At 48.7% G+C, this 14,277-nt stretch carries 11 protein-coding genes; 3 read left to right on the forward strand and 8 right to left on the reverse strand.

Annotation, left to right across the window (positions count from 1 at the left end; all coding sequences use genetic code 11):
* Window positions 1–99: 99 nt before the first annotated feature.
* The 4 genes from J4614_RS07535 to J4614_RS07550 form a co-directional block, all read right to left on the reverse strand.
* Window positions 100–642, reverse strand: coding sequence for a fimbrial protein BcfA (locus tag J4614_RS07535; RefSeq protein ID WP_000743357.1), 543 nt, complete (start codon window positions 640–642; stop codon window positions 100–102).
* A gap of 429 nt (window positions 643–1,071) precedes the next feature.
* Window positions 1,072–1,767: a winged helix-turn-helix transcriptional regulator gene (locus J4614_RS07540; protein ID WP_000980522.1), complete on the reverse strand. Its 696-nt coding sequence runs from the start codon at window positions 1,765–1,767 to the stop codon at window positions 1,072–1,074.
* Between the two features lie 288 nt (window positions 1,768–2,055).
* Window positions 2,056–5,052: a chitinase gene (locus tag J4614_RS07545; RefSeq protein WP_208293122.1), complete on the reverse strand. Its 2,997-nt coding sequence runs from the start codon at window positions 5,050–5,052 to the stop codon at window positions 2,056–2,058.
* Window positions 5,053–5,144: 92 nt separating this feature from the next.
* Entirely contained in the window at window positions 5,145–7,244 is a 2,100-nt protein-coding gene (locus tag J4614_RS07550) for a glycosyl hydrolase family 18 protein (protein WP_000235807.1), read from the reverse strand.
* Between the two features lie 380 nt (window positions 7,245–7,624).
* Here J4614_RS07550 and J4614_RS07555 point away from each other — a divergent pair, with 380 nt between their 5' ends.
* The gene (locus J4614_RS07555; RefSeq protein ID WP_000860681.1) at window positions 7,625–8,068 is read left to right on the forward strand and encodes a transcriptional regulator; all 444 of its coding nucleotides are present in this window, start codon (window positions 7,625–7,627) and stop codon (window positions 8,066–8,068) included.
* Window positions 8,069–8,084: 16 nt separating this feature from the next.
* Entirely contained in the window at window positions 8,085–8,618 is a 534-nt protein-coding gene (locus J4614_RS07560) for a glycoside hydrolase family 108 protein (protein ID WP_001527317.1), read from the forward strand.
* Between the two features lie 60 nt (window positions 8,619–8,678).
* Here J4614_RS07560 and J4614_RS07565 read toward each other — a convergent pair whose 3' ends face one another.
* From J4614_RS07565 to dnaK, 4 genes are all read right to left on the reverse strand, one after another.
* Window positions 8,679–9,023: a phage holin family protein gene (locus tag J4614_RS07565; RefSeq protein WP_000026889.1), complete on the reverse strand. Its 345-nt coding sequence runs from the start codon at window positions 9,021–9,023 to the stop codon at window positions 8,679–8,681.
* A 126-nt stretch (window positions 9,024–9,149) separates the two neighbouring features.
* Window positions 9,150–10,097, reverse strand: a complete 948-nt coding sequence (locus J4614_RS07570; RefSeq protein ID WP_001527493.1) for a LysR family transcriptional regulator — start codon at window positions 10,095–10,097, stop codon at window positions 9,150–9,152.
* Between the two features lie 280 nt (window positions 10,098–10,377).
* A complete protein-coding gene (dnaJ, locus tag J4614_RS07575; protein WP_001119009.1) occupies window positions 10,378–11,517 on the reverse strand; it encodes a molecular chaperone DnaJ in 1,140 nt (379 codons plus the stop codon).
* 85 nt (window positions 11,518–11,602) lie between these two features.
* On the reverse strand, window positions 11,603–13,519 hold the full coding sequence (gene dnaK, locus J4614_RS07580; protein WP_000516126.1) for a molecular chaperone DnaK: 1,917 nt from the start codon (window positions 13,517–13,519) through the stop codon (window positions 11,603–11,605).
* 348 nt (window positions 13,520–13,867) lie between these two features.
* Here dnaK and J4614_RS07585 point away from each other — a divergent pair, with 348 nt between their 5' ends.
* Window positions 13,868–14,272 carry a DUF2541 family protein gene (locus tag J4614_RS07585; RefSeq protein ID WP_001258082.1) on the forward strand — a complete coding sequence of 135 codons (405 nt, stop codon included), beginning with the start codon at window positions 13,868–13,870 and terminating at the stop codon, window positions 14,270–14,272.
* Window positions 14,273–14,277: the final 5 nt, after the last annotated feature.

Here is a 14,277-nt window from a genome sequence, read left to right on the forward strand (position 1 = left end):
TGCGTAATATCCTGATGCCGTCGGTTTGTTACGCGCAGTGACGCGCGTAACTCCCCTTTCTCGCCTCCCAACAGACGAGAAAAAAATCCCGATAAGGAATCAGGAATAAACCATGCTAAATGTCGCCGTCGCGGTAACATTACCGGCAGTCGCCGTACCGGTAGCGATATAATCCACGCTAAGCGGAATAACGTTTTCGCCATCGTTCAAGGTAACAGTACTGGACGATTCACCGATATTCAGCGCCTGGCCATCTGGTCCATAAAGTTGTAATGCCACATTCGTCGCCGAACCTGCCCCAGCGGTATTCGCCAGCGAACCCGGCTGGTTTGCGTCCTGCTGGCCATTAAAAATCACCGCCGCATTCTGGCTGGTCTGAGTATCGCAGTCTTCCAGTTTAATGGTGAAATCTTCTTTTTGATTCGCCACCATACCGGCCTCGGTTAATTTACTGGCGCGAACCTGGCCTAATGTCACGGTCTGATCGACAGAGTCAGCGGAAACAGAACAGGCGGCGTCAACGACCTGTCCGACAAAATTTACCGTACCGCCAGTGACGGTTGTAGTATCCGCTTGCGCGGTGGACAACATTCCGCCAAAGGCAATCGCAGAGACCATTAATGCTAGTACAGGCTTTTTCATTCAAGCTCCTTTTAAATATAAAAATGAGGGTAATCAGATTTTTTAACGAAACGGCTGCTGATATTTCTTCACAGCAATATCACGACTTTTTCTTATGCGAAAAAAAGCGTCTTCTTGTTCTGATATAAATGTCAGAAGCAATAAAACAGCCACTCAACGTCGTGAGTTAATCTTTACGTTATAATGAGATAACGATGTTATTAATTATTAGCAAGCCAACGGCAAGTTGCAATCATCGACATTTGGTTTTAAAGGACTAGATGTAACACGTTGTTTTATATTGACTTTACACCAGCCGTTCGGCCCATCTCCTTTGGCCATATTGACTTTTTAAAAATAGCCTTCATAACAACCTTCAGTAAAACATTCTATTAACGATAACAGGCAAATTCAGTCGAGATATGTAAATATATCGTTGCATATAGTACATTAATACGCCACTGGCAGTTTTCCGAGCGCCGTCAGCCGCCCATTATCAATATGGATATACCCGCCTTTTTTTAGTTCAGACAGAATCTTCATGGTCCGACTGCGCGATATCCCGGTACGTCGTTGAATAAAATTCAACACGATAATGCTTTCCCGGTAGGCCTGTGGATAAGCCCAGATTTCAGTCAGCAGCGCCCGAACTTTCAGATAAGAATCGACGCCGACTAATTCACGATCGCGCGCGCTCATCACCATCAGACGGTAAGCCAGACAACGGGCCACGTCGTGCCATAAATCGCATTCATCGGCGATTTTTATAAAATCCGGCAGGCGAACAAATCTACCGGTACAAACCGTTTCTGCGAGCAAAAAGTGTTCCGGTCGCGCGGGGACATTATAGGTAGCGCCATAGCTGTCAACCATACCCACGACCGATGGCGCAAACGATGAAGATATATGGAGTCGTTTGTCATTATGACAGAAAGAAACAACGCCAGACTCCAGTAATACAATGTAGTGTTCATCATTTGCCTGTAAATAAAACTCATCGCCGATACCCAGCGTAAACGGTTGACCAAATGGCAACAATGCCGAAAATAAGGCATCAATCGCCGCGTGAGGTTTAGCCTGCTGAGAAAAAAGAAAAGAGTGTAATGAATTCTCATTATTATCTTTAGCAAAAGCGTCGTTCATCATTTTTTCATTAACGGTTATCTACTCAATGTAGCGCCACAGTATAACCTCTCAAAAAGTACTTAAATTAATAATAAATAACATCGCTATGCAGTATTTCTGTATTCACAAGGCACTAATACGCAATATTTTTAAGATTAAGACAATTCTTAATACAAAATGATTACAGAAAATTAATAACGAATTACGCATAAAGAATGAGAGGTCAGGGGGCGCAAGAAAAGAGATTCGAAAGAACGCGCCTTCGAATCTCAAACTAATAGTCCAGATTAATGCAAATAAGCAGTGATATTATCTGAAATAGCGTGGAGCAGCATAATACTCTACCATTTTATCCGCCAGCCAGCCGCCGTCTTCACCGTTAGAATGGATTGTCGTAATACTGATAGTAGAACCACCGCCCCATAAGATCGAAAAGACGTTAAAGTCCGGTAGGTTCAGCGCCTGCATCTGGCCCCAGTCATACCCTTTATCTTTACGTAAAAAGTCGCCGACGGTCGGGACGCCGTAAGTCGCGCTATTTAAGGCCGTATTGAGTAGCTGCAAAGAGAGCGTGTCAGGATCGCTGCCAATGCGGGCGTCCCCCATAAAAAAGGTTCCGCCGGATGCAAAGTGCGCAGCGCTGATTTTACTGACGCCCTCTTCTACTGTAGGCATATGGCCGCCAGGGATTTGCCACAGCATGGCGGGCGTCAGCAGCGCTTTAGTCACCTGTTTGACCATCGCCAGGTAATTAAGCCAGCATGTCGCATTCCAGCCATAGTGGGCAAGCGCATCAGGACTGAAACAGTCACGCTCAAATTTATCAAACGCAATAAAGTCCGGCGCATATTCTCCGCTATAAACGCCCAGTTCATGAATAAATTCGGCGATCGCCTGCCCTTCAGCTACCGGATCAGCGGTATCGCGCAGCACCCAGTCCGCCGTTCCTGTCGCCCAGACATTCGTCTGCCAGCCAAAAGCCACATCCGGGGCAAACTGACGAACAAGATAGTTCACCGCCTGAATATAGCCGTAGAGATCGTCGCTAAACGTCGGCAACGAAGGCGCGATAAAGCCAGCCATCGCCGGTAATGCTTGTATCGCCGCCGCCAGTTGGGCATTCACCGGCACACTGTTTTTTTGCCGTACTACGGTATAGCCATACGGTCCTTGCTGTAGCGCCCCCAGAAAATCCGGGTTGAGCACAAAGGTCGCCGGGACAGGATGCGTCTCATCTTTGTATGACTGCGCCGCCAGACACTGGGTAATAAAGTTACCAAAATGGTTACGTAGCTTTTGCGCATCCTGTAAATCCGCCAGGGCGCTACCGCCGCTGGCATTCGCGGTATAAATAACCATTACCGGCATGACGCTACGCCCGGCTTCTTTTTCTATCTGGCGCACCAACGCAACGGTTTTATGGATCGGTAACGTCGCGTAATCCAGAAAACCATCCCCGTTCACGTCAACCTCCGCGGCCGGAACCGGATCGCCGCCGCCGTCAAAACCATCGTATTTAAACAACGCGCTAAACGGTATATCGCGATAAAGAGAAACCGTCTCTGGCGCGTTAACCGTCACTCCGCCATGAGCAAGGTAATCAGGCCAACCTTTTACCTGTAGCGTCACGCCGGGCAGAAACTCCAGCGCCACATGGTTGACCTTTTGCAATAACCGTAGCGGCCCGGCCTGTTCACAACGCCACGGCACGCTGTCGATGAAAATATCGTCCGTCTGAACATCATACAGCCCGGGCGCAAAGCGTAATGCCAACGTCTGCCGATCGCTACCGCTCTCCAGTATTAATGAGTATTGATATTTACCGCTGCTGAACAGATAACGCTGTGGCGCGACGCCATCAGGCAGGCCCAGTAGAGTGGCATCCACCGTCACGAAACTCGCCGTGTCGATCGCTGCCTGCTGGTAAGCGACAGCAACCTCGGCAACCTGCGCCGCGGCAGGGATAAAACCCGTAAGCTGTATGGGTGCCGATATAAAGCGGTTATTAATCATCGCAGGCTGCAGATTGACCGTATAATGATGCCCCGCCAGTAGCCGGGTGATTAACTGCGGTTGGTTGGCGATAAGCGTGACGGTACGCTCATCCGCTTGCGTAGCATCGGCGATCTCAACGGTCAATTTCGCATTACCAAGCGCAGGGGCGTCAATCATCAGACGCACGCTGGCATAACGGACAATCGGCAGACAGGATACCTGGACCTGCGCGGCGGCATCGCCGGTTTGCAGCGTAACGGTAAAAGAGGACTCGACTGGCGCGATTTGCATCTCATCATTCGCCAGTACCGGTACGGTAAGCCGATACGTTCCTGCGCTAAGATCGCCTATTGTCAGCACCTCTCCCCACTCACCGACAAAGCGCCGGGTTTCGCCGGCAGGAAACAGCAGCTCAATCGCCGGTTTAAGCGCCACGGTCTGCGTCATGGCAGGAAAATGAACGCAAATTTTTCTCTGACGGGCAGGGTCATGGGCCAACGTCGCGCTCAAATCGCTGATGGCAACTGGCATCTGCGTGGCGGCCAGATAGCACTGTAATTCGGCGGTATCTCCCGCCGCCAGCATCAGCGCGCCGTCATGATTAATGGTGATGGTATTCTTCTCGATGGGCCATCCCCCATCGCTGGCCAGCGTCACGGCCTGATTCCCCAGCATTGTTCCCTGAAACGGACTGTAGGGGTCGGGGTGCGCGCTGGCCGTAAAATTCAGTTGAAGCTGATTGAGATCTACCGCCTGGGCGTAGAGGTTGGTCAGCGTAAAGGTGACGCGTTGATACCAACTCGCGGTATTCAACTCGCTAACGTTAAGCGTAAGGCCGCGTTCCTGAAGGTTGTTATCCTTTTCCGGCGCATCGGGTTCGGCGGGGTGTTCATCTGCGGCGGGTATCGCTGGCGTCTCCTCATCGGATAAGGTTTCAGACTCTGTGTCTTCGGATGACGATGACGCCAGCATCAAGGTGATGGTGGACATTTTTACCGGCACCTGTGTCGCCGCGAGGCTGAAAGAGAGCGTCCCGCGTTCGCCCGGCTGAAGAAGTAATGCATCGCTGTTATTAATGATGATGTTGTTAGTTTCCAGCGTGCCATACGAACTATCGTTCAACGTAAGCGGCAGGTTCCCTGTGAGCGTACCGCCGCTATTTCCCCATGGATCGATGTGCCCGGAGGCCGTGAACGATATTGCGGCATGGTTCATATCGACCGCATTACCGCTCTCATTAATAAAGGTTAAGGTGATTTTTTGATACCAGCTGTTGACGTCAAATGCGCTGGCATGGATGGAAATGGTCATGGTCTACTCTTCCTCTGTCCCTGGTGGAGAAAAGCCCCGGTAAACCGGGGCTTGAATCATGAAGCCCAATACATCGTGCTTAATGCCGTGTATTAGTAAGCGCCAAGATCGGTCCATGCACCGCCGACACCGCAGTTCAGGTCAGGCTGGTTGCCCATAGACCACCATTTCACCTGATAGTTATGGCCTTTCCAGCTAACGATTTCGAAAGAACCCCAGTTTGCGCCATAAACGGTCAAAGCATCCCACTGCGCGTAAGGTGACGTTTTGTCATCTGCTGGCGTATCATCCTCAGCTGGCGTGGTATCTTCTTCCTCGTCCGGTACAGGAACGATAATCTCTTCTTCCTCTTCCGGTTCCGGTTGAACCTGAGATAGCGCAGGCACAGCCGTCAGAACAAAGCGCTGTTGAGAGGACGGTTCGTTGTAGCAGTCGCGTACAAACAGGGTGAACTGAAAGGCTGTTTTTTCGCTAACTTCCGGTACCACAACCTCAATGATTTCTGCCGTTTTGTCTGCCACAGCGATTTGAGAAGGCACGCCCCAGCTAAAGGACAACTCATCACTATCTTCATCAGAAGAACCTGCGCCAGACAGCTGTACCGTAGATCCGCCTACGACCAGCAGTTCAATCGCCGCTTTCGGCGCGTGGTTGACTTTCTGCGCGTCGTCGCTATCGCCCTGTTCTTCACCATTTTCTACATTGATACCTTCGAAGTAGAACGGTTCCATATCGATAACTTCAGATTCGATTTCATAACCCAGACCTTCACGCACGGCGTTAACCAGCACGCCGTTGTCCTGATCGATAGTCCAGGTAAACACGCCGCCCAGGCCCAGTTTCGCTGCATATTCGCCTTTTGCTTTGACAGTACGCGGCGTATCCAGGGATAAAAACAGTTTGGATTCCGGGCTATACAGGTAGTCAGCGTCAGCGACCTGGTCGGTGTAAACGTTGAAACCGTTACGACCTTTCTGGTTTTCCAGATCCAGGTAGCTATAAATGACGTCATACCATTCGCTGGTGCCGGATTCGAAAGAACCTGTAGTGTCACCTGTTCCCGGGTTATAAGAACCTTTCAGCGGCGACAGGGATTCAATTTCTGCCTGACGAGCGTTACGGGTATAGCCGGCATAACCGATGTTGATACGGTCAGCGGAGAAACCTTCCGCCAGCAGGTGATCAACGATGGTTTCGACAGCCCAGCCGCCCTCTTCCAGCGCTTTGCGGTTGGTGTGGTGGCCCAGCGTTTCCGCCCACGGCGTACCGAAGAAATCATAGGTCATCAGGTTGATGCCATACAGGCCGGCAGCCAGCAGATCTTTTACTTTAGCGTGATCAAAAATCGTGGTCACCGCGGAAGCAGCGATAGAGATCTTCACATTGCTCAGACCAGCGGAATCCAGCTGTTTGCGCAGTTCGGCAATCAGCAGCGCGTAGTTAGCGCCATCTTCCGGACCAAACGGGTTGCCCGCCCCTTCATCGTTCGGGTATTCCCAGTCAATATCCACTTCGCTGAACATCGGGAACTGTTTGAACAGTTTCACCACGCCTTTGGCGAAGATTTTACGAGAAGAGTCAGAAGCGGCGGTTTCGTGGAACCCGTTACTCATGCTCCAGCCGCCGATACTCATGGAGAGCGCCAGCGTGTGACCTGCGGCTTTCGCTTTTGCCTGCATATCACGCAGTGCGCCCAGCATACCTTTGGCGTTAGCCTGGGTCACGGTTTTCGGATCAACATCCCAGCCGCTGGTTTCAAAACCCAGGTTGATATAAGACTGGAAATCACCCCACGGATCGAGGAAGGTCGGCTCATATTTCACTTTGCCGCACTGTGCTGCCGCTTCTGCTACGACATCGCGGTTTTCTTTATCAATTTTTCTGAAACCGGTGATGCCAACAAAGCCGAAAATCAGTTTGTCATAAGCCGTCGGTGAAACGTTGGTTAAATCATAACCACGGCCCGGTTGGGACATATTGCCTTGCAGACGGCTGTCATACTGTGACCAGTCGGTGTAATAACCGAATACCTTCGGTTTAGTCGTGGAATTTTTATATTTATTGTATACCGGTTTCGCAACACGAGCGGAAGTATAGCTTATTTTATCATCGCTTGTTGCAGGGTCAAAACCATTCGCTGCATGAGTAGTTTCAGTAATTGTATCGCCTTGAATCAGTTTGCTTGTAGCCATTTTCAAATTTCCTTTTACGTTTCAAAATTGTCGCAGCTCGTTCTGCGGGGTCCATAATCGTTACAGGCATAAAAAATAGCTAATCACAAAACATCATCTTTTTAGATGATATAAAAATCATAAAAATGAGGTTAACAACACCGTCTGTCGAAGAGAAAACAACACCTCTCAGCGCCCGCTTAGTCCGTTCTGGTGAAAACATAGTAAATATCATTTATCATGTAATTAAATATCATTTAATTACAATGAAATAATGTGATTACACTCGCTATAGACAATGACAATACAATAAAACCAGTGACATTTATTGGATTAAGACATTTCTCATACAATATAGTCACCACAGACAACCAGGATGTACATTTCTAAAGGAAGACGTTATGAAAACTTATATCATTAATAGCAACTGCATTTACAATGAAGGTAAATATGAACTGAGGACGGTCTCAAATTCACAGGTTATTAAAATGACTGCGATGAGAGCCAAATGTCTCAGTTTCATCATCGAGAATGCTCATCTGGAGATTATCGAGCGACAAAAAATAACCACCGCGTTATGGGGAAGTCGAAGCCACTATGTTAATGATGCAAATCTAACGCAGATTCTCTATTTAATCAGACGTGACCTTAAAGCGCTTGGTATTAACGATCTTTTTATTACCATTCCAAGACAAGGCCTCAAAGTTAATAGTGATATCGCCATTATCGCGACGGATAGCGAAACAAAGGGAAGAAAAAAACAGATTGTACGGCAAACCATCGCCGCCCTGACGACCGTATTTTCAGTAACGTTAGGTTCTCTCATGTATCTGCATATTCACTAAGCGAAGGAAAGGGAAGATGAATCCAATTATAGATGGAATTATTGCGCTTGAAGGCGGTTACGTATTTAACCCTAAAGATAAAGGCGGCGCCACCCATTGGGGCATTACCGAAGCCACGGCGCGAGCGCATGGCTATGCTGGCGATATGCGGGATCTGACCCGCGCTGAAGCCTACGCGATTCTCGAAGAGGATTACTGGATAAAACCAGGCTTTGATGTCATCTCGACGCTATCGTGGCCAGTCTCCTTCGAGCTGTGCGATGCGGCAGTCAACATAGGCGCTTACCACCCCAGCACGTGGCTGCAACGCTGGTTGAACGTCTTTAATCACCAAGGTAAACGCTACCCGGATGTTCATGTGGATGGCAATATTGGTCCGCGGACGCTTGCCGCTCTCGAACATTATTTGGCCTGGCGAGGCCAGGAAGGGGAAGCCGTTTTGGTGAAAGCTCTCAATTGCAGTCAGGGCACGTACTACTTAAACGTTGCTGAGAAAAACCACAATAACGAACAATTTATTTATGGCTGGATCAAGAATAGAGTGACCTAGACCAGGCTGAAAAAAGACGCGTAAAAGGCTCACGGATGAGCCTGATACCGTGAATGATAATTAATCTGAATTATTTCCTTCGATAATTTTTTTAATCCGCCGCCCAAGAATTTTTAAGATCGGACTCGCGAAAACACCGCCTAAGCCTGCCGCCAACAGAACAATGTTGAAACTGCATTCTTTTTCGATCGCAATCGCGCTTAACAAGAAACTGGTGAAGCAGGAAATCACGATCTGCGTTAAGCAATATTTTATACTTTCATGAGAACTATTATATTCTGTCTTATCTTTGCGTAAAAGATAGCTGACAAAGCCTCCCCACGCGCCAATCGAAATAATAGTGAGTAAGATCTCTAGCTCCAATAGCACAACTTCCGTTGTCGACACATGGTTGGGAATAGACATTTTAACACTCCGAAATCATTATAAATGAATAATTAACACAAGGAGTGTAAGCGCCCTGTCAGGCGGGTGAAAATCAAAGCACATCATTTAAAACCATATTAAATCAAAGCGTAAAAATGAGGTGTATTAGCGACGGAAGGAGGAAAGCGTTTGTAACATACTTACCATCTCATTAATCGTCGATATATTTCTACTATTTTTATTCCAGGATGCATAGACCTGAACTGACTTCAAAGCCAGTTCGGGCGGAGGCTGAATAAATTTAATGTCATATTTACGATGGTTTTTATAAAAAAGCGCTAATTTCAAAGGCATCAATGCAATCAATGAGGTTCGTTCGATCATGCTCATCAAACCGTTAAGCGAATCACTGCGATAGCCGACAATACGCCTGCCAGTATAGTAAAGCTCATCCTTAAATAACTCGCTATCATGATATATCACTGAAGCCCCCATCCCCGGCTGATATAACGCATGACGCGAAGAATAAAAATGATGTAGCGATAGCTGTGAGAGGGTACTCAGCATGTGTTTACTGCTACAGATACAAACAAATGATTTAAAACTATCAATAATTTGATTCTCTATGCCGGACTCCAGCAAAGGTTCGGCACCAATCAACAGATCGCCTTGTGCAGTAAACAGAAGTTCGCTGATATGCTCCCGATTCATATTTCTGACAGAGAAATGATTTATCAAAATACGGTCAAAAATATCGCTGTTATAGAGCTGAGAAAGATAATAGCTTTCAACAATATCACTGCCTAATAACGTTATCTGGAACGCTTCATCTTTTTTGCTATTACAGAGAAATGTGTCATCCACCAGTTTCATCACCTGACTGAAATTTTGGTGAATGTCGACAGCCTTAGCTGTGGGGATGAGCCCGCCTTTCCCTCTGCTAAACAGTTCTTCCGGGTAATAACTCTGCAGGCGCTTTAACGCCATAGAGACGGCAGCCGGTGTAATGCCTAGCTTTTTTGCCGCCATAGCCGCATTTCCTGACAAAATAACAGCGTCAAGAATTTTGATTAAATTATAATCAAAGCTCTTGTTGGCACCTTTCGATCCCATTCGCTGTCTGCCTCCGGAAACTAAAAAAAGCAATATAGATAATACTCAAGATAAATCAATTCACAGCATCTAAAAAAGCAATCGTTAATGTCATCACATCACGTTTTTTTAAAGAATAAGCGTATACAAAACTGCTGATTAACATCAATTTGTTTATCAGTAAAAACAAAATATCAACAAATGAGAGGATACGATGCGTTTAACAGAAGCCTGGGCGCGTACAGGCAGAAAAAAGCCCGGATAAACACCCGGGCTGAAGAAAAATACAACGGGAAAAAGATTAGCGAGTCAAATCGTCAAAGAATTTTTTCACGCCGTCAAAGAAGCTTTTTGAACGCGGGCTGTTTTTCTCTCCCGTCGGGCCGCCAAAACTTTCCTGAAGATCTTTTAGCAATTGCTTCTGTTTTTCGCTCAGACCGACCGGCGTTTCAACCACCACACGGCACAGCAAATCGCCCTGCGCGCCACCGCGTACGGACTTCACGCCTTTGCCGCGCATACGGAACAACTTGCCCGTTTGTGTTTCGCTCGGTACTTTCAGCATCACGCGACCATCTAACGTCGGCACTTCAATTTCACCGCCCAGCGCCGCCATCGCAAAGTTGATCGGCACTTCGCAATAAAGATTATTGCCTTCACGCTCGAAAATAGGGTGTTGTTTCACCTGGACCTGAACGTACAAGTCGCCTGCCGGTGCGCCATGCTCGCCCGCTTCGCCCTCGCCTGCCAGACGAATACGATCGCCGGTATCCACGCCCGCCGGGATTTTAACGGACAGAGTTTTACTCTTTTCAACACGCCCATGACCGTGGCATTTATGGCACGGATCTTTGATCAGCGTACCGCGTCCCTGACAGTGTGGGCAGGTCTGCTGTACAGCAAAGAATCCCTGGCGCATCTGTACCTGACCAGAACCATGACAGGTCGGACAGGTTTGCGGTTGCGTGCCAGCTTTCGCGCCGCTGCCGTGGCAAACGTCGCACTCCTCCAGCGTCGGAATACGGATCTCTTTGGTCACGCCACGCACCGCTTCTTCCAGGGTGAGATCCATGTTATAACGCAAATCAGCCCCACGCGCCGCACGTTGGCGACCACGCCCGCCGCCAAAGATATCGCCAAAAACGTCACCAAAGATATCACTGAAATCAGCGCCGCCATTAAAGCCGCCGCCAAATCCGCCGCCCATACCGCCTTGTTCAAACGCGGCGTGACCATACTGATCGTAGGCTGCGCGTTTTTGCGCATCGGTCAGCACTTCATAGGCTTCTTTAATCTCTTTAAATTTAGCTTCGGCCTCTTTATCACCCTGATTGCGGTCCGGATGATATTTCATGGCCAGGCGCTTATACGCCTTTTTGATTTCACGCTCTTCCGCTGTTTTGGAAACGCCTAAAATCTCGTAGTAATCTCTTTTCGCCATCTCTTTTTATCTGCCCTTAACATGCATACACGGGCGGAGAGGAAACCTCTTCGCCCGTGCCAGTAATTACCCGTTCAAAGGGCGATTATTTTTTATCTTTTACTTCTTCAAACTCAGCGTCGACAACGTCGTCATCTTTCGCGTTGTTTGCAGAAGCGTCAGCGGAGCCAGCCTGCTGCTGCGCATGTTGCTGCTGAGCGATTTCCATCAGTTTCTGGGAAACCTGCGCCAGTTCCTGCATTTTCGCTTCGATAGCGGCTTTATCTTCGCCTTTCAGGGCAGTTTCCAGCGCGCTCAGGGCAGACTCGATAGCGGTTTTGTCATCAGCCGGCAGTTTATCGCCTGCTTCTTCAACCTGCTTACGGGTGCTGTGCAGCAGATGGTCGCCCTGGTTACGGGTCTGAACCAGCTCTTCGAACTTACGGTCGGATTCAGCGTTCGCTTCTGCATCGCGAACCATTTTCTGAATTTCTTCCTCGTTCAGACCAGAAGATGCCTTGATGGTGATCTTCTGCTCTTTACCGCTATTTTTGTCTTTCGCGGAAACGTGCAGGATACCGTCAGCATCGATATCGAAGGTAACTTCGATCTGCGGCATACCGCGCGGCGCCGGGTTGATACCATCCAGGTTGAACTGACCCAGAGATTTGTTATCAGACGCACGTTTACGCTCACCCTGCAGCACATGGATGGTTACCGCAGACTGGTTGTCTTCCGCAGTAGAGAACACCTGGCTGTGCTTGGTCGGGATGGTGGTGTTTTTGGTGATAAGCGGAGTCATCACGCCACCCATCGTTTCGATACCCAGAGACAGCGGGGTAACGTCCAGCAGCAGTACGTCTTTCACGTCGCCGGTCAGAACGCCGCCCTGAACCGCTGCGCCGATAGCCACAGCTTCGTCCGGGTTAACGTCTTTACGCGGCTCTTTACCAAAGAACTCAGCCACTTTTTTCTGCACCATTGGCATACGGGTCTGACCGCCGACGAGGATCACGTCGTTGATATCAGACACGGACAGGCCAGCGTCCTGCAGTGCGACTTTCAGCGGCTCGATAGAACGGTTCACCAGATCTTCAACCAGGCTTTCCAGTTTCGCACGAGTCACTTTGATGTTCATGTGTTTCGGACCGGTGGCATCTGCGGTAATGTACGGCAGGTTCACGTCGGTCTGCTGCGCAGAAGACAGCTCGATTTTGGCTTTTTCTGCGGCTTCTTTCAGGCGCTGCATTGCCAGCGGATCGTTACGCAGGTCAATGCCCTGATCTTTCTTAAACTCGTCAACGAGGTAGTTGATCAGGCGGGTATCGAAGTCTTCACCACCCAGGTGGGTATCACCGTTGGTTGCCAGAACTTCAAAGGTTTTTTCGCCATCAACTTCGTCGATTTCGATAATAGAGATATCGAAAGTACCACCACCGAGGTCGTAAACCGCGATAGTACGGTTGCCGACTTCTTTATCCAGACCGTAAGCCAGCGCTGCGGCAGTCGGTTCGTTGATGATACGTTTGACTTCCAGACCTGCGATACGGCCGGCGTCTTTGGTAGCCTGACGCTGAGCATCGTTAAAGTAAGCCGGTACGGTGATAACCGCTTCAGTTACCGGTTCGCCCAGATAATCTTCAGCCGTTTTCTTCATTTTCTTCAGCACTTCGGCAGAAATCTGCGGCGGCGCCATTTTCTGACCTTTCACATCAAGCCATGCGTCGCCGTTGTCGGCGCCGATGATTTTGTACGGCATGATAGAAACGTCACGTTGAACTTCTTCGTCCTGGAAGCGGCGGCCAATCAGGCGTTTAATCGCAAACAGGGTGTTTTGCGGGTTTGTCACTGCCTGACGTTTAGCCGGCTGACCAACCAGAGTTTCACCATCCTGGGTATAAGCAATGATAGAAGGCGTAGTGCGATCGCCCTCGGCGTTCTCCAGCACGCGTGCCTGCGTTCCATCCATAATCGCTACACAAGAGTTGGTAGTACCCAGGTCGATACCAATAATTTTACCCATCTAAACGTCTCCACTAAAAATTCGGTCATCATGTGGTTGTGAATCTGTAATAAGGGCGAAACGTGCGGTTTCAACTACCCTGAATCGTTTTTTTTCAGACTCACCACTGCGGTTGACTACAAGATGGGGTCGTAACCCACGTCATCAAGGGGGAGATGAAAAAATTTTTTAGTGACGAGAGGGCGCGATGGAAAACCAGACAGATAAATATTCATGAAATAAATTAAACAACGAATACCATTCACGGAAAAATTGCAATAAAAAGAAAAGATTACAAAACTGAATCGTTGCCATGAGCAGAGTATGATAGACGGTAATTGCTTATTGAACCCGTCAAAGAGAAATTCCATGCGATCTGTGTTAACGATTTCCGCCGGCCTGCTTTTCGGCCTGGCGTTAAGTAGCGTCGCGCACGCGAACGACCATAAAATACTGGGTGTTATTGCCATGCCCAGAAATGAAACGAACGATCTCGCGCTGAAAATTCCCGTCTGCCGCATCGTGAAGCGCATTCAACTCACGGCGGATCACGGCGACATCGAACTTAGCGGCGCATCCGTCTATTTTAAAACTGCGCGTAGCGCCAGCCAAAACCTGAACGTCCCTTCCTCAATCAAAGAGGGCCAGACGACAGGCTGGATCAATATTAATAGCGATAACGACAACAAACGCTGCGTATCAAAGATTACCTTCTCAGGCCATACGGTAAATTCTTCCGATATGGCGAGACTTAAAGTCATTGGCGACGATTAATCGCT

Origin of the sequence: Salmonella sp. 32031103-2018-00083-FB-01-SM-01, assembly GCF_017571995.1 — a bacterium.
GTDB lineage: Bacteria > Pseudomonadota > Gammaproteobacteria > Enterobacterales > Enterobacteriaceae > Salmonella > Salmonella enterica.